Annotated in this window: 14 protein-coding genes; 7 read left to right on the forward strand and 7 right to left on the reverse strand. The window is 70.6% G+C overall.

Going from position 1 to position 15,893, the window contains the following annotated elements; genetic code table 11:
• Positions 1-7 precede the first annotated feature (7 nt).
• From AC1DU4_RS02320 to AC1DU4_RS02330, 3 genes are all read right to left on the reverse strand, one after another.
• Positions 8-610: a TetR/AcrR family transcriptional regulator gene (locus tag AC1DU4_RS02320; protein ID WP_477837492.1), complete on the reverse strand. Its 603-nt coding sequence runs from the start codon at positions 608-610 to the stop codon at positions 8-10.
• 136 nt (positions 611-746) lie between these two features.
• Positions 747-3,185, reverse strand: coding sequence for a beta-glucosidase (locus AC1DU4_RS02325; RefSeq protein ID WP_477837493.1), 2,439 nt, complete (start codon positions 3,183-3,185; stop codon positions 747-749).
• Between the two features lie 148 nt (positions 3,186-3,333).
• Entirely contained in the window at positions 3,334-3,951 is a 618-nt protein-coding gene (locus AC1DU4_RS02330; protein ID WP_477837494.1) for a TetR/AcrR family transcriptional regulator, read from the reverse strand.
• A gap of 147 nt (positions 3,952-4,098) precedes the next feature.
• On the opposite strand from AC1DU4_RS02330, the gene AC1DU4_RS02335 reads away from it, so the two are divergent.
• Positions 4,099-5,076, forward strand: coding sequence for a poly(ethylene terephthalate) hydrolase family protein (locus AC1DU4_RS02335; RefSeq protein ID WP_477837495.1), 978 nt, complete (start codon positions 4,099-4,101; stop codon positions 5,074-5,076).
• A 99-nt stretch (positions 5,077-5,175) separates the two neighbouring features.
• On the opposite strand, the gene AC1DU4_RS02340 is transcribed toward AC1DU4_RS02335, so the two are convergent.
• Genes AC1DU4_RS02340 through AC1DU4_RS02350 form a run of 3 tightly spaced genes read right to left on the reverse strand, consistent with a single transcriptional unit; the run spans position 5,176 to position 8,631 of the window.
• Positions 5,176-5,940, reverse strand: coding sequence for an SDR family NAD(P)-dependent oxidoreductase (locus AC1DU4_RS02340; protein WP_477837496.1), 765 nt, complete (start codon positions 5,938-5,940; stop codon positions 5,176-5,178).
• 20 nt (positions 5,941-5,960) lie between these two features.
• A complete protein-coding gene (locus AC1DU4_RS02345) occupies positions 5,961-7,097 on the reverse strand; it encodes a thiolase family protein (protein ID WP_477837497.1) in 1,137 nt (378 codons plus the stop codon).
• A gap of 58 nt (positions 7,098-7,155) precedes the next feature.
• Complete coding sequence (locus tag AC1DU4_RS02350; protein ID WP_477837498.1) at positions 7,156-8,631, reverse strand: aldehyde dehydrogenase family protein; 1,476 nt, start codon at positions 8,629-8,631, stop codon at positions 7,156-7,158.
• Between the two features lie 96 nt (positions 8,632-8,727).
• On the opposite strand from AC1DU4_RS02350, the gene AC1DU4_RS02355 reads away from it, so the two are divergent.
• The 6 genes from AC1DU4_RS02355 to AC1DU4_RS02380 are packed head-to-tail and all read left to right on the forward strand — an operon-like array spanning position 8,728 to position 15,220.
• Positions 8,728-9,345, forward strand: coding sequence for a TetR/AcrR family transcriptional regulator (locus tag AC1DU4_RS02355; RefSeq protein WP_477837499.1), 618 nt, complete (start codon positions 8,728-8,730; stop codon positions 9,343-9,345).
• Positions 9,342-10,355, forward strand: coding sequence for a TIGR03617 family F420-dependent LLM class oxidoreductase (locus AC1DU4_RS02360; protein WP_477837500.1), 1,014 nt, complete (start codon positions 9,342-9,344; stop codon positions 10,353-10,355). Before AC1DU4_RS02355 ends, AC1DU4_RS02360 begins: the two co-directional genes overlap by 4 nt.
• Positions 10,352-11,167, forward strand: coding sequence for an enoyl-CoA hydratase/isomerase family protein (locus AC1DU4_RS02365; protein WP_477837501.1), 816 nt, complete (start codon positions 10,352-10,354; stop codon positions 11,165-11,167). Before AC1DU4_RS02360 ends, AC1DU4_RS02365 begins: the two co-directional genes overlap by 4 nt.
• Complete coding sequence (locus tag AC1DU4_RS02370; protein ID WP_477837502.1) at positions 11,164-12,144, forward strand: SDR family NAD(P)-dependent oxidoreductase; 981 nt, start codon at positions 11,164-11,166, stop codon at positions 12,142-12,144. The genes AC1DU4_RS02365 and AC1DU4_RS02370 overlap by 4 nt, the downstream gene beginning before the upstream one ends.
• Before the next feature lie 9 nt (positions 12,145-12,153).
• The gene (locus AC1DU4_RS02375) at positions 12,154-14,397 is read left to right on the forward strand and encodes an acyl-CoA dehydrogenase (RefSeq protein ID WP_477837503.1); all 2,244 of its coding nucleotides are present in this window, start codon (positions 12,154-12,156) and stop codon (positions 14,395-14,397) included.
• 1 nt (position 14,398) lies between these two features.
• The gene (locus AC1DU4_RS02380) at positions 14,399-15,220 is read left to right on the forward strand and encodes an SMP-30/gluconolactonase/LRE family protein (protein ID WP_477837504.1); all 822 of its coding nucleotides are present in this window, start codon (positions 14,399-14,401) and stop codon (positions 15,218-15,220) included.
• Here AC1DU4_RS02380 and AC1DU4_RS02385 read toward each other — a convergent pair.
• Positions 15,194-15,796, reverse strand: coding sequence for a TetR/AcrR family transcriptional regulator (locus tag AC1DU4_RS02385; RefSeq protein WP_477837505.1), 603 nt, complete (start codon positions 15,794-15,796; stop codon positions 15,194-15,196). The two genes, AC1DU4_RS02380 and AC1DU4_RS02385, sit on opposite strands and share 27 nt — an antisense overlap.
• Positions 15,797-15,893: the final 97 nt, after the last annotated feature.

The following is a 15,893-nucleotide window of genomic DNA, read 5'->3' on the forward strand; positions in this document are numbered from 1 at the left end:
TTGGTCGTCAGTGACGTGGTGCCAGCCCGTCGAGCATGAGGTCGCCGATGCGCGTCCGTGCGTCGTCCGCGCTGCTGAATCCGGCCACCGAGAACGGCAGGATCTCCAGGCTCAGGAGGACCCGCACGATCAGGTCGCCGGCGTGCATCGTGTCCAGGCCGGCGTCCACCTCGCCGCGCCGCTGGGCGTCGGCGACAAGCGTGGCCCAGAAGGCGGCCCAGGTGCGGCAGAGTTGGTCGCCGTAGTGCTCGAGCAGCGTCGCGATGATGCTCTCGGTGCGCAGCGGGGGGACCAGGGCCTGCGGGGTGGTGGCGTGTTGGTAGATGAGGGCGGCCGCCTCGCCGACCTGGCTTCGCAGCGTCTCCTTGGGTGTCACGGCCGTGGCCAACCCGTCGATGAAGGCACTGCACAGGTAGTCGAGGCCGGCGTTGACGGCGGACTGTCTGTCGCCGAAGGCGTTGTACACCGTCCCCCGGGACACCCCCGCCGACGTGGCGACCTCGCTCAGGCGGAATCCCCGAACCCCGTTGCGTCGCACGCATTCTGCGGCTACCCGAACCAATTCGAGGGGTGGGTCGGCGACCCGTGCCCCGGCGTTCTCGCTGAGCATGTTGCACAAGTTACGTCAAAGTGTTCAAGCTGGCGCCCGAATCGAGAGAACTGGGGCAGCTACGCAAACACGCCGGCCCACCGCCATGRGGCGGTGGGCCGGCGTGCTCTCGTGCTGAGATGCGTCAGCGCCGCTGTCAGTCGGTAGCCGCGATGCGCAGGGTGAGCGGGCAGTTGGCGGACGAGCCGCCGACCTGGAGGTCGTACGCACCGGGGCGGTAGGCCCACTTCCGGCTCGCCTCTTCCCAGGCCTCGAAGGCGCGCTGCGGCAGGGTGACGCTCGCCGTCGCGGTCTCGCCGGCGGCCGCCTCGACGCTCGCGAAGCCGGCCAGCGCGCGGGCGGGCCGGGACGGGTCGCCGTCGACCGGGGCGAGGTAGACCTGCACGACCTCGCGTCCCGGCCGGGATCCGGTGTTGCGGACCCGGACCGTGACGGTCTCGCCGTCCCACTCGGCGTCCTCATACTCCCAGGTGGTGTAGCCGAGGCCGTGCCCGAACGAGTACGCGGGCGCGACGTCGGACCGGTCCCAGGCGCGGTAGCCGATGAACAGGTCCTCGCTGTAGACGAGCTTGCCGTCGGTCGGGGTGACCTCGGTGACCGGGCAGTCCGCGAGGGTGGCGGGCCAGGTGGTGGGCAGCCGGCCGCCGGGCTCGGCCGCGCCGGTGAGCACCTCGGCCAGCGCCGAGCCGGCCTCCTGTCCGGGGAACCAGCTCAGCAGCACCGCGGCGACGTCGTCGCGCCACGGCATTTCCACGGGGGCGCCGGAGTTGACGATCACAACCGTGCGCGGGTTCGCCGCGACGACACGGGCGACCAGCTCGTCCTGACGTCCGGGCAGCGCGAGCGTGGTGCGGTCGAAGCCCTCGGACTCCACCTTGTCGGTGGTCGCCACGACGACGACGGCCACATCGGCCTGGGCCGCGGCGGCCTCGGCCTCGGCCATCAGCTCCTCGGGATCGCGCTGCGGCTCGAGGTGCCCCAGGCCGAAGCTGACGATTGCGATGGGGGCGCCCTCCATCTTCATCGGGTCGTACCGCAGGGAGACCTCGACGGTGCGCCCCGCCTCGAGTTCGACGACGGCGCGGTCCTTCGGCGAGCCGAAGAACATCTCGAACGGGTCGAAGCTCTCCAGTGCCTGCTCGCCCTCGAACACCGTCTCGCCGTCGACGGTCAGCGTGAACTGGCCGATGCCCTTGGTGCCGAAGCGGTGCGGGCCGGAGAACTCCGGCGTGAAGGTGCCGAGGATCTCGACGGTCTGCAGCGATGGGTAGTCGATGCCCTCGGGGAGGGCGCCCATCCACATGATGTTGCCGTCCGCCAGCGGGAGCTCGCGCTGCAGCGTGCCGTCGGCGGTGAGGCAGCGGGCGCGCAGGGTGAACCCGCGGTCGGCGATGCCCATCTCGTCACTCAGCACCGTGCCGACGTTGTAGCTCAGTGTGCCCTCGGGCAGCGCGGCCGTCAGTCCGTCGAGCGGGGAGACGACGGTCTCGGGGAAGACCATGGCGGAGCCGCCGCCGAGCACTCGGGCTTCGCGTGCGGCCAGGCCGATGAGGGCGACGGTGGACTCGGGGGTGATCGGCAGGACCGGGCTGTCTGCGACGTCGGCGTTGCGGGCGAGCACGAAGGAGCGGCGGGCGACCTCGCGCGCGATCTCGCGGCCGTCGACCGTGGCGGGGAGCTCGGCGACCGCAGCCGGTGCGCCCTCGAGCAGGCCGACGCGTGCCGCGAGCAGCAGGACGTGCCGGACGGCCTCGTCGACCACGGCCTCGTCGACGTCGCCGTCCCGGACCGCCTTGACCAGGAGCTCGCCGTAGACGTTGGCCGGGCCGGGCATCGCCACGTCGAGGCCGCCCAGGATGGCGCCGGTCGTCGAGCGCGTGCCCATCCAGTCGGAGACCACGATGCCGTCGAAGCCCCACTCGTCGCGGAGCACGCCGCGCAGCAGCTCCGCGTGCTCACTCATCGTGGTGCCGTTGACGCTGTTGTACGCGGACATGATCGCCCACGGGCCGGCGTCGCGGACGATCGCCTCGAACGGGGCGAGGTAGAGCTCGCGCAGGGCTTCGGGGGAGACGATGTTGTCGACGAACATGCGGTCGGTCTCGGCGTCGTTGGCCACGAAGTGCTTGACGGTGGCGCCGACGCCGCCGGACTGCACGCCGCGGACGAAGCCGGAGCCGATGGCGCCGGTGAGCAGCGGGTCCTCGGAGTACGCCTCGAAGTGCCGGCCCCCGACGGGGGTGCGGTGCATGTTCACGGTGGGGGCGAGGAGCAGGTGCACGCCCTTGCGGCGGGCCTCCTGAGCGAGCAGTGTCCCCGCCCGGGCGATCAGCTCGGGATCCCAGGATGCGGCCATCGCGGTGGGCGAGGGCAGCAGGACGGACGGGTCCTCGGGACCCCAGCTGGCCCCGCGCACGCCGACCGGGCCGTCGGACATCACGACGGAGCCGAGACCGATCTCGGGGAGCGGCGGCAGCGTCCAGATGTCCTGCCCCTGGAGCAGACGCGCCTTCGCGTCCAGATCCAGCTTGGCGAGCGCCGATTCGACGGCCTGGCGGGTCGCTTCGTCTTCCATCGTGAACTCCTTCGTGGTGCGACCACGACGCCGCGGGCGCGGGCGCGGGTCCGCCGGATAGGCGATACACCCAGGCTACATTTTACCTAATGTTTATTAGGCGTCGTTATGAAAAAGTTATCGATTCCGGATCGAGTGGAGGCCTCGGCTAGCGCAGGTCGGCCGGGTCCTCCGCCCGCTCGGCCGCGGTGAGCAGGGTGACGAGGTTGCGGAAGGCCGCGGGCATGTCCACCTCGTCCGGGGCCAGCAGCCACTGGATCTGAATGCCGTCGAGTACGGCGATGAGCAGCGGTGCCGCCTGCTCGGGGGTGAGCCCGCCCGGCATGCGGTCGCCGAACTCCTGGTGCAGGAAGCCGGTGAAGGCCTCGCGGGCCGCGGCGTACCGCTCGGTGAAGAACTCGCGTGCCGGATGCTGTCCCGTCGCACTCTCCGCGGCCAGTGCCGTGTACGTCTGGACTACGCCAGGGCGTTCCGCGTTGAACTCCACGATCTGTTCGAGGTGGGACAGCTTCACGTCCGTCGATCTCGAGAGAATGGCCGCGGTGTCCCACTGGTCGCGGGCCTCGAGTACGCCGATCAGCAGGTGCTTCTTGCTGGGGAAATAGTGCAGAACGCCCGGCTGCGTCAGTCCGACGCGCGCGGCCACCGCGGCGAGCGTGGTGGCGCGATACCCGCGCTCCGCGATCTCGGCCATCGCGGCGTCGAGGATGGCCTCGCGCCTGGCTTCCGCCTTGGCTGCTCGTCCGCCCCGCTGTCGCTCAGTCACAAGGCGAGCCTAACGACGAGGGCCATGCGCCGGTGTGGCGACCTGCGGCGGACCCGGGATTCATAACGATTTTGTAACAAGGCCTAAGGGGCATTAGGTGCGGTAGCTAGTCTCGGGCGTATGAAAAGTCGCTTGAGTAGAGGTGTAGTGCTCCTCGCTGCGGTAACCCTGGCTCTGCTGGGGTCCGGGGCCACGGCGCAGGCCGGTGCACCCGCGCCGGGCGCCGCGCCGACGAAGTCCGTCGAAGCCACGTACTCCGAACGTGGACCGTGGGAGGTCACCAAGCAGCAGGGTTTCGGCTGCTGCGATTCCTCCGGCCACAAGTTCGACGTCTGGTATCCCACCGACCTCGGTGCGGACGGCACCGAGCACCCGATCATCACCTGGGGTAACGGCACCTTTGCGCACCCCTTCCAGTACGACTACCTGCTATCGCACCTGGCGTCCTGGGGTTTCGTGGTGATCGCGCCCGACAACACCAACACGGGCTCCGGCCAGGAGATGCTGCAGGCGGTGGACTTCCTCGAGGGCCAGAACAATGACCCGTCGAGCGTCTTCTACCAGACGCTGGACACCGACAACATCGGCGCAATGGGCCACTCGCAGGGCGCGGTCGGCACCCTGAACGCCGCCATCACTTCCGGCGGCGCCATCAAGACCGCGGTCCCGATCGAGCTCCCGGGGCAGTTCATGTGCTCGCTCAACCTGCCGAAGCCGGAGGCCGCGATGACCATCTGCACGGATCCCCGGCAGCTGACCACCGGCTCCGTCCTGTACGTCAACGGCTCCGGCAGCCCCATCTCGCCGTCCACCCAGCCGCTTCCGTTGGAGCAGATCGGCCCCCAGTCCGCGCAGGGCTACTTTGCCGCCACTCCGGATTCGGTGCAGAAGGCGATGGCCACGCTGAACGGCCCGAACCACAACGACATTCAGGGCCAGCCCGGATGCCCCCCGAACGACCCGGGCTGCGTCAGCGGCGTGCAGGGGTTCCTCGGTGTCCTCACCGCCTGGAACATGGACAAGCTGCAAGGCGACGACTACGCGCACGGCGCCTTCGTCTCCGGCACCGGCGAGCTCTTCGGCCAGACCGCCTGGAGCAACCAGGCGAGCAACATCACCGGCTGACCCCGGCGGCGCCGGCGATCGGCGCAACTTGAAGATCTTCCACGCGATCGGTTCCTGCCAGCGGCAGGAACCGATCGCGTGCTTTTGTGCGTCAGCAGGTCACCGAGGCGCCATGCGGATTCCTCCGTCGAGCCGGATGGTTTCGCCGTTGAGGTAGCGGTTCTCGAGGATCGACACGGCGAGCTGGCCGAATTCGTCCGCACGCCCCAGTCGCGACGGGTTGGGCACCGAGGCCTCGAGGCTGGCGCGCATCGCGTCGGGCATCCCCGAGAGCAACGGCGTGTCCATGATTCCCGGCGCGATCGTGCACACCCGGATGCGCCGGGCCGCCAGGTCGCGGGCGGCGGTCAGGGTCATGCCGACGATCCCGGCCTTGGATGCGGTGTAGTTGATCTGGCCGATCTGCCCCTCGAAGGCCGCGACGGAGGCGGTCATCACGATCGCCCCGCGTTCGCCGTCGACCTCGTCGGTCCTCGCGATGCGCTCGGCGCCGAGGCGCAGCGCGTTGAACGATCCGACCAGGTTGAGCTTGATGACATGCTCGAAGTCCTCGAGCGAACCGGCGTTGCCGTGCTTGTCGAGGATTCGCATGCCGCGGCCGCTGCCCGCGCAGTGGACGAGGCCGCGGAGTTCGCCGTCCTCGGTTGCCGCGTCGAGTGCGGCGGCGAACTGGTCCGTGTCGGTTATGTCGGCCGGTGCGAAGCGGGCGTTCGGGCCGAGATCCCGTGCGGCGGCGTCGCCGTCGGAGGACGGCAGGTCGACGAGGGTCACCAAGGCGCCGGCGTCGATCAGCCGCCTCGCTGTCGCGTTGCCGAGTCCGGAGGCGCCGCCGGTGACGGCGACGGAGATTCCCTTGAGTTCCATGATGCGAGAGTCCTTCGAGGTCAGAGGAGTTCGACGATGGTCGCGTTGGCCATGCCGCCGGCCTCGCACATGGTCTGGAGGCCGTAGCGGATGCCGTTGTCGCGCATGTGGTGGACGAGCCGGGTCATGAGGATCGCGCCGGAACCGCCGAGCGGGTGTCCGACGGCGATGGCGCCGCCGAGCGGATTCAGCCGCTTCTCGTCGGCGCCGGTCTCGGCCAGCCACGCGAGCGGCACGGGGGCGAAGGCCTCGTTGACCTCGAACGCGCCGATGTCCTCGATGGACAGGCCCGAGCGGGAGAGAGCCTTCGCGGTGGCGGAGATGGGGCCGCTGAGCATCATCACCGGGTCGTCGCCGGTGACCGCGACGGTGTGGATGCGGGCGATGGGGGACAGGCCTCGGTCCGCGGCGATCTTGCCGGTGGTGACCAGCAGCGCCGCCGCCCCGTCGGAGATCTGGGATGCGTTGCCCGCGTGTATGACCCCGTCCTCCTTGAACGGGGCCTTCAGCGTCGCGAGCTTGTCGATCGAACCGCCGCGGCGCAGCCCCTCGTCGGCGGCGAGCCGGCCCTCGACCGGCGCGAGCTGCGAGTCGAAGGCACCCGTGTCGATGGCCTGGGCGGTGAGCTCGTGCGAGCGCAGCGCGTACTCGTCGAGGGTGCGGCGGTCGAGGTTCCAGCGCTCGGCCATCATCTCGGCACCGAGTCCCTGGCTGAAGCTGTCCACGCCGTAGCGCGCCTGCACGCTCGGCGGCGTGGCCGAACTGCCCTCCTTGGCCGCGCTGCCCATCGGCACCCGGCTCATGGACTCGACGCCACCGGCGACGACGAAGTCCGCGTGCCCGGCGATCACCGATGCGGCGGCGAAGCTCAACGCCTGCTGGCTCGAGCCGCAGGCACGGTTGACAGTGGTACCCGGGACGGACTCGGGCCAGCCTGCCGCCAGCGCGGCGGTGCGGGCGATGTTGCCCGCCTGCTCGCCGGCCTGGACGACGCATCCCCAGATGACGTCCTCGATCTCGGCGGGGTCGATGCCGACGCGGCCGGTGAGGGCCGCCAGGACGTGGGCGGACAGGTCGGCCGGGTGCAGGTCGGACAGGGACCCGCCGCGCTTCCCGATGGGCGTTCGAACGGCGTCGACGATGACGGCGTCGTGCATGTTGTTCCTCCTGTGGTGGGTTGGATCTGGTGGTGGCGATGGGGGCAGGGGCCTCGGGTCAGTGCGTGATGACGCGCCGGCGTAGGAACTCGTCGACGGCGCGGTCGGCGTACGCCTCGAACGGCCATGCCGTACCGGTGGTTTCGCGCCGGCCGACCGACACGAATTCGGCGTCGATGCGCTCGGCAACCTTGGCGGCCCGGTCGAGGTCGGACCCCCACACAGAGGTGCTGAGGACATGCGAGGGTTCGTTGATGCGGTCGAGTGTCTGGTCGAGGTCGTGGTAGCCGATGACGGTGAACACCGGGCCGCTGTTCGCCGTCTCGGTGATGGCCGATCCGTCCCTGTCCTGCAACAGGGTTGGCTCCAGGAAGTGTCCCGGTAGGTTGGTGCCGCGGCCGCCGCCCGTGACGAGCACCCCGCCGGACGCGATGGACTGGCGGAGACGGTCTTCGGTGACGGCCAGCTGCCCGGCGCTGTGCAGTGGACCGACCGTGATGCCGGGCGTCATGCCGTCGCCGACGGTCAGCGGCCGGACGGCCTCGACGAACGCGTCGCAGAAGTCGTCCACCAGATCGGCAGGGACGTAGGCACTCTTGGGGGCGTCCAGTGTCTGCCCCGCGTTGGCAAAGGCGCTCTTGGCCAGTGCTGTCGCCGCGTCGTCGACGGGTGCATCGTGGAGGAGTAGCGCGGTCGCGCCGGAGGCCGTGGTCGTCGTCACCGGAGTGAGGGTCCGGGCCGCCTGGCCGACGATCCGCTGCGCGCCACCCCGGGTGCCGGCGTAGGAGACCAGGCCGACCTTCGGGTGGGCAACCAGGGCGCTGGTTGCCCTGCGGGTGCCGACCGGGACGTCGAGAACCCCTGCCGGGAAAACGGAATTGAGAATCTCCACGGTTCGCGTTACCGAGAGCGCGACGGTGGGCGGAGGCTCGACGACGACCGTGTTGCCGGCGGCGATGGCGGGGCCCACCTTTGCGGCCATGCGGAGGATCGGCAGGTCCCACGGGACGAGTACAGCGACGACCCCAACCGGCCGGTACTCCACCGCGGCGGTGCGTCCGTCGTAGCGGTGGGCGAGGGCATCGTCGTCCCAGCGGATCTCGGCGGCGTCGGCCAGGCACTTGGCGGCGAGTCGAATCTCGCCCTCGGATTCGCGGAGGGGCTTGCCCTGTTCCATGGTCAGCAGGGGCGCGAGGGTGTGCACGGCGTGCAGGAGCTCGCGGGCGCAGTCGGCGAGACACCGCTGCCGCGCCTCGCGGTCGATGCGCCAGCCGGCGAACGCGTGGTGCGCTCGCGTGAGCATGCCGTCGAGCTGATCGGCGGCGGTGACCGCGACGGTTCCGATCTGCTCGAGGGTTGCGGGGTTGACGCACCTCAAGGCCGAGCCCGTCTGCCACGGGTCGGGCTGCGGTAGCGGGCGAGTTCGTCCGGGTTGCGTGATGCCCGAGCCGGTGCAGGGGATGTCGACGAGCCTCCTCGACGAGCGTCCGTTCCGACGGGAAGGCGGGACCTTGTCCGCGAGGTCGTCGTTCATCGTGTCTCCTCGGTGCATCCACCGTCTTGCGTCGGTCTCGGTTCGTATTCCTGCGAAGCGTCCGTCACGACTAATGTAACGGGTTAATATGTAATGGTGAAGCCTGAGACATCGGCCCGCACTGGGCGTCCACGTGACCTGAGCAAGGACCAGGCGGTACTGGTCGCCACACGTCGCCTGCTGGCAGAGGTGGGGTACCAGCAGACGACGGTGGCCGCAATTGCCCGGATGGCCGAGGTGAACACGCCGGCCATCTACCGGCGGTGGCCCACCCGCGAGGCGTTGATCGAGGAAGCCGTGCACGGCACGGGCGGGCATCCGCTGCCCGAGGAGTCCGGAGACCTGCGCACCGACCTCGCGACGTGGGTGCGGGTCTTCCTGGTCCGGGCCGCGCGTCCCGCCGCACGCGCCGGGGTGCCGGGACTGCTCGCCGATTCCCAGTCCGAGGAGGCGCGTCAGCGCCTGCTCGCCATCGGGGGGCCGGTGCGCCAGGCCTTCCGGGACCTCCTGGACCGCGCCGTCGCCCGGGGGGAGATCGACGCCGGGGCGGATGCGATGTTCCTGTTCGACCTGCTCTCCGGCGCCACGACGATGCGTGGCCTCACCCGGGGAGCGGCGGACGAGGCGAGCTTCGTCGATTCGCTCGCCGGCGCCCTGTACGTCCTGGCCGCGCACGCGGCCGAGGCGGCGGACACCAAGGCGGTGCACCGGTGAAGATCGACGTGCAGTTGAACGGCCGGCCCGAGGACGCGGCCGTGCGCGCGCGTGAACTCGTCGCGCTGGGTGCGGACGGGTTGTTCACCTTCGAGGGCGCCCACGACGTGTTCGTTCCGCTCGTCGCGGCGTCGACCGTGACCTCGGCGGACCTGATGACGAACGTGGCGATCGCGCTGCCTCGAAGCCCCCTGCACCTGGCCCACACCGCCTACGACCTGCAGACCCTGAGCCGCGGGCGGTTCCGGCTGGGCCTCGGCTCGCAGATCCGGCCGCACATCGAGAAGCGGTACGGCGCACAGTGGTCCAAGCCCGCCGCCCGCATGCGCGAGACGGTGCTCGCGATCAAGGCGATCTTCGCGGCCTGGGAAGGCCAGGCGCCGCTGAAGTTTCAGGGCGAGTTCAGCACGCACACCCTGATGCCGCCCACCTTCAACCCCGGACCCAATCCCTACGGTCCCCCGGAGATCTGCCTCGGCGCACTGGGGCCGTTGATGACGCGGGCGGCAGCCGAGGTCGCGGACGGGCTGCTCGTGATGCCGTTCAACAGCGTTCGGCACTTCCGCGAGCGGACCGTGCCGGCCATCGAGGAGGGACTCGAGCGCGGCGGACGGTCGCGATCCGACCTCGCGATCTACCCCCAGGTGATCGTGGGTGTCGGCCGCACACCGGAGGAGCTCGACGCCGCCGCGCGGGGGGTGCGGGGCCTGCTCGGGTTCTACGGGTCCACCCCGGCGTACCGACCGGTGCTCGAGGTGGAGGGCTGGGCGGACGTGCAGCCGGAGCTCAACGCGCTGTCCAAGCGCGGCGAGTTCGCCGCGATGACGGAGCTGATCGACGACGACATGCTCGGCGCCCTCGCGGTGCACGGCACGCCCGAGCAGTGCGCGGCGCAGATCGTCGCCCGCTTCGGCGACCACGCGGACCGGGTATGCTGCTACTTCCCCGGCTACCCGGTCTCGGATCTCCATGTCGCAGAAATGATCTCGGCCGTGAAGGCGGCCCGATGACGGCCGGGGTGCGCGTCGAGGTCGAGCACGGGGTCGCGGTGGTGACCCTCGACCGGCCCGAGCGGCGCAATGCGTTCACCAAGGAGATGGGCCGGGCGCTGGGGGAGGCCTATCGGGCACTCGACGACCACGACGACGTCCGGGCCGTCGTCCTCACCGGAGCGCCGCCGGCGTTCTGTGCGGGCGCCGACCTGGCCGGCGGCGACGGCACCTTCGCCGCACCCGACAGCGACACGTTCACGGCCTCGCCCGTCAATCCGCCGGCCTTCGACCTGCGCAAGCCCGTCGTCGCCGCGGTGAACGGGCATGCCATCGGCATCGGGCTGACGCTCGCGATGCAGGCCGACATCCGGATCTTTGCCACCGACGCCAAGTACTCGATCCCGCAGGTCCGCCGCGGGGTGATCCCGGATGCCATGTCGCACTGGACCGTTCCGCACATCGCCGGCATGGCGGCCGCCGCGGACATCCTGCTGACGGGTCGCACCTTCGACGGCGCCGAGGCGGTCCGGCTGGGCCTGGCGAGCCGTAACCTGCCGGCGGACGAAGTGCTGCCCGCCGCAATGGACATCGCTCGTGACATCGCGGTGAACGTGGCACCGATGTCGGCCGCGCTGTCGAAGAGGTTGCTGTGGCAGACCGTCCGGCACGGGTACGGGCCGGAGCAGGTGGCGGCCCTCGAGACGGAGCTGCACCTGCGGGTGATGGGCAAACCCGATGCCGCCGAGGGCGTTCGCGCGTTCACGGAGCGCCGTGCACCCCGGTGGACCTCGCGGCTGTCCACGCAGTGGCGGGAGGTCGCGCCGGAATGACGCCGCGGCCCACCGAGCGCACCGCGACCACCCCCGACGCCCCGCGCTCTCCCGGCGCCGCGCTCACCACGGACGACGTCCTCGCCGGGGTCGACCTGCGCGGTCGCACCGTGCTCGTCACCGGGGTGACGAGCGGTCTGGGCGGCGAGACGGCCCGGGCGCTCGCCGGCGCGGGCGCACACGTCGTCCTCACCGCACGCGACACCGCCGCGGCCGGCGCCGTGGCGTCCACGATCCGCGAAGCGCACCCCGCCGCCGAGCCGGACGTATTCGGAGTCGACCTCGCGAACCTGGAAAGCATTCGTGCCCTGGTGGTTCGGCTCGCCGAGCGACGCCTGTCGGTGGACGTCCTGATCAACAACGCCGGGGTGATGTACACGCCGTTCGAACGCACCCGGGACGGGTTCGAGCTGCAGTTCGGCACCAACCACCTCGGTCACTTCGCGCTCACCACCCTGCTGCTGCCGACACTGTCGGCTGCCGCCGACCGGTCCGGAGTCCCGGCTCGGGTGGTCACGCTGTCCTCGGACGCGCACCGGGCGCACCCCGTGGATCTCGTCGATCCGAACTTCGAGAGCCGCGCCTACGACAAGTTCGTCGCCTACGCCCAGTCGAAGGCCGCGAACGTCCTGATGACCGTCGAACTCGAGCAACGGGCCGGAGACTTTGGCGTGCATGCCTTCTCGGTTCATCCGGGGGTGTCCGCCACCGGACTCGCACGCCACATGTCCCGGGCCGACATGGCGGAGATGAAGCGGATGTCGGCCGGCACCCCGAACGTGCTGACGAAGCTGAAATCCATCCCCGCCGCCGCGGCGACGACGGTGTGGGGAGCAACCGCGCCCGAGCTCGACGCAGTCGGCGGCGCCTACCTCGCCGACTGCGGAGTCGGCGCGGCCAGCGACCACGCCACCGACCCCGCGACCGCCTCAGACCTGTGGGAGTTGTCCACCAGGCTGACCACCCACGTGCACTAGGAGGACCCCATGGCTCTACCGATCACCGAGGATCAGCGGGCGCTCGCGGATTCCGTCGCGGCCTTCGCCCGCCGGTGCGCGCCGATTGCGCACACCCGCAACCAGTTCGACGCCCTGTCCGCCGGTACCGGCCCCGACCCGGTGTGGGAGGCCGTGGTTCGTCAGGGCCTGCACAACATGCACCTTCCCGAGGTCGTGGGCGGTTCGGAGTGCGGGCTGCCGGCGCTCGCGGTGGTGGTCGAGCAGCTGGGCAAGGCCATGTTCCCCGGACCGTACGTTCCCACGGTGCTCGCCAGTGCCGTCGCCGCGACCGCATCGAACGGCGCCGACGACCTGCTCGTCGCCTTCGACGGCGGCGCCACCGGTGCACTCGTCGCCGGGAACCGGCTGACGGCGCGGCCGGCGGCCGGCGGCTGGGAGGTCGAGGGGACCTCCGACCCGACCCTCGGACTGCCCGGCGCCGGACGGGTTCTCGGGCGCGCCGCACTGGCGGACACCCCCGGCGGGGACCTGTGGTTCTGGCTCGACCGCGCCGAGTTCGACGGGCCCGGTACGACCGCGAAGGTGACGGCCTGCGAGGCGCTCGACCCGACCAGGTCGGTGGGGCGGCTCGAACTCGCCGGTCACCCGATCCCGCATGACCGGGCGCTGGCCGGGGTCGATCCGGCCCGGGTCGACCTGATCGTCACCTCGCTCCTGGGGGCGGAGGCCAGCGGGATCGCGGCGTGGTGTGTGGAGACCGCCGTCGACTACGTGCGTACCCGGCACCAGTTCGGGCGCCCGGTCGGCAGCTTCCAGGCGGTCCAGCACAAGGCCGCGCTGATGCTGGTCCGGTCGGAGATCGCCTGCGCCGCAGTGTGGGACGCGGCCCGCGCCGCCGACGGCGCCTCCGACCAGCAGCGACTCGTCGCGGCGCAGGCGGCACTCACTGCGGCGCCGGCCGGCGTCGACCAAGCGCTCGACTGCATCAGCCTGCTCGGCGGTATCGGATTCACCTGGGAGCACGACGCGCACCTGTACTGGCGGCGGGCGGTTGCCGTCGCCTCCGCGGTGGGTACCGAGGATGCCTGGTCGACCCGGCTGGGGGAGGCGGCCCTGCACACGCAGCGCGACTTCTCGTTCATCGACGAGGACACGCAGCCGCAGCTGCGGGCACGGGTCGCCGCGGTGCTCGACGACGTTCTTGCTCTTCCCGACGACGAGATCGCGACGGAGGGCTGGGCACCGACCCGCGGCGGCGCGCGGCGGGCCAGGCTTGCGGCGGAGGGCCTGGCCGCGCCCCACTACCCGTTGCCCTACGGGCAGGACGCGGGCGCGGTGGAGCAGGCGGTGATCGCCGACGAGTTCACGCGCCGCGGCCTCGACCAGCCCAACACGGGTATCGCCGAGTGGGTGCTGCCCACACTCATCACGCACGGCACCGCCGAGCAGCGGGACCGGTTCGTGTCCGCGACGCTGCGCGGCGAGCTCATCTGGTGCCAGTTGTTCTCCGAGCCCGGTGCCGGATCGGACCTCGCGGGTCTGTCCACCAAGGCACGCAGGGTCGACGGCGGCTGGGTGCTCACCGGGCAGAAGGTGTGGAACTCGCAAGCGCGGGAGGCAGACTGGGGCGTGTGCCTGGCGCGGACCGACGCGGACGCACCGAAGCACAAGGGCCTGACGTACTTCCTGATCGAGATGGCCTCGCCGGGTGTGGACGTGCGGCCACTGCAGCAGGCCACCGGGGTCTGGGAGTTCAACGAGGTGTTCCTCGACGAGGTGTTCGTGCCCGACGACTGCGTCGTCGCCGGCCCCGGTGACGGCTGGCGCCTAGCCGTCACCACCCTGTCGAACGAGCGACTCAAGATGGGCACGGCAAAGTTCGGGCACGGCGCGGCGGCGACGGTGCGGCAGCTGCTCGACGGCGGTGAATACGGCGCCACCCACGACGAGGTGGTCCGGGTGCTCGGCCGCAACACCGCACGCGAGCTCTCGGTGGGCGCGATGAACCTGAAGACCGTGCTGCACCGACTGCACGGCACCGAGGACGCCACCGGGTCGGCGACCAGCGTGCAGAAGGTCTTCCACGCGATCGCCCAGCGCGAAGGATCCCGTGCGCTGGTCGCCCTGCTCGGGCCGCTCGGTTGTGTGGGCAGCCCTGAGCAGCCGTATGTCCAGGACTACCTGGGCGTCCCGGCGGTGCTGATCGGCGGCGGCACCATCGAGATCCAGCTCAACGTCATCGCCCAGCGCGTGCTCGGCCTGCCTCGCTGACATGGACGTCACCCTGCTCGCGGACGGCCTCGGCTTCACCGAGGGGCCGATCGTCCTGCCCGACAACAGGGTCGCGATGGTGTCGATGAGCCGAGGATCGGTGCTCGTCCTCGACCGCGACGGAAGCGTCGCGGTCGAGCACCGGGTGGGCGGCGGCCCGAACGGTCTCGCGCTTGGTCCCGACGGCGCCTTCTACGTCGCACAGAACGGTGGTATCTGGGCGGCGCAGGGCACGGCCGAGCCGGGAATCCAGGTCGTCCGCGACGGGGAGGTGTCCTATCTCGCGACGGGGATGGACGCGCCCAACGACCTGGTCTTCGGGCCGGACGGGCGGCTGTGGGTCACCGACTCGCGGGAGGAGGTCGACTTTGCCCACCCGGAGAGCGCGCTGCCCGGTCGGGTCTGGGCCGTCGACATCGACAGCGGCGAAGCGGAACTGCAGCTCGAGGGCCCGGTCTTCGTCAACGGGATCGCCTTTGACGGCGACCAGCTCTACCTGACCGAGACCGTCAGCGGACAGATGGCGAAATATGATGTGACACAGGGTCGTCCCACCGGTCGGGCCCATTTGCACACGGTGTCCGACGGACATCCGGACGGGCTCGCCGTCGACGCCGCCGGTCGACTCTGGGTCGCGACCACCAGCGGCGACCGCATCGACGTCGTCGGCCCCGAGGGTGAACTCGAGGAAAGTTGCCGCCTGCCGGTGGGCAGCATGCCCACCAACATCTGTTGCGGCGCAGCGGGTTCGGGGGAGTTCTACGTCACCGCGGCCGGGACGGGCGCCGTCCTCCGACTAGGGGGCCGCGCCGATCACCAGTGATCGGGCGATGTGCCGGTAGCGGTCCGCGACCTCGTCGATCGACAGGCGCCCGGACGGGTCGAACCACTGGCACACCCMGTTGATCAGATCCATCAGTGCCAGGGTGGTGATCTCGACGTCGCCTCCGCCGGCCTTCGGCCCGCGGATGGCGGCGACGGTGTCGCGAACCGCCCGCTGGTAGGTGGCCTGCAGACCGACCACGGTTTCCAACTGGTCGGGGGAGAGTGCACCGCGGTTGCCCCGAATGGTGAGCAGTTCGGTGCGCCGCGCGCTGCTGATCTTCAGATGGAGCGTGATCGCCTCGTCGAGTCGATCACGTGGCGGACGCGTCGAGTCGCCGAGCACCGGGAGGAGTGCGTCGTTGAAGTCGATCATGAACTGCCGGGATATCGCGAACAGCACATCCTGCTTGTTCCGATAGTGGTGGTACATCGTCGACGACGAGATTCCCGCGGACTCGGCGATCTCACGGATCGTGGTTGTGCCGTACCCACGTTGGTGGAAGAGCCGAGCCGCCCCGACTCTGATCTGCTCGGCCACGTCGACACCGGCCTCGAGGCCAAGGTTTCTCGCCACTTTCACCTCCGACGTGAACCACCAACCGGTTCCGGGCGTCTTGCAGGAAAAAATCTAGCAGGACGGCCGACGCCTGGAACCGGTCGGCATTCGCCAG

The organism is Rhodococcus sp. P4_F5 (genome assembly GCF_056401315.1).

Bases quoted from the DNA above. Each gene is read 5' to 3' on its own strand.
- AC1DU4_RS02320 (WP_477837492.1), bottom strand. From the start codon at position 610: ATGCTCAGCGAGAACGCCGGGGCACGGGTCGCCGACCCACCCCTCGAA.
- AC1DU4_RS02325 (WP_477837493.1), bottom strand. From the start codon at position 3,185: ATGGAAGACGAAGCGACCCGCCAGGCCGTCGAATCGGCGCTCGCCAAG.
- AC1DU4_RS02340 (WP_477837496.1), bottom strand. From the start codon at position 5,940: ATGGAACTCAAGGGAATCTCCGTCGCCGTCACCGGCGGCGCCTCCGGA.
- AC1DU4_RS02345 (WP_477837497.1), bottom strand. From the start codon at position 7,097: ATGCACGACGCCGTCATCGTCGACGCCGTTCGAACGCCCATCGGGAAG.
- AC1DU4_RS02350 (WP_477837498.1), bottom strand. From the start codon at position 8,631: ATGAACGACGACCTCGCGGACAAGGTCCCGCCTTCCCGTCGGAACGGA.
- AC1DU4_RS02365 (WP_477837501.1), top strand. From the start codon at position 10,352: ATGACGGCCGGGGTGCGCGTCGAGGTCGAGCACGGGGTCGCGGTGGTG.
- AC1DU4_RS02370 (WP_477837502.1), top strand. From the start codon at position 11,164: ATGACGCCGCGGCCCACCGAGCGCACCGCGACCACCCCCGACGCCCCG.
- AC1DU4_RS02375 (WP_477837503.1), top strand. From the start codon at position 12,154: ATGGCTCTACCGATCACCGAGGATCAGCGGGCGCTCGCGGATTCCGTC.
- AC1DU4_RS02380 (WP_477837504.1), top strand. From the start codon at position 14,399: ATGGACGTCACCCTGCTCGCGGACGGCCTCGGCTTCACCGAGGGGCCG.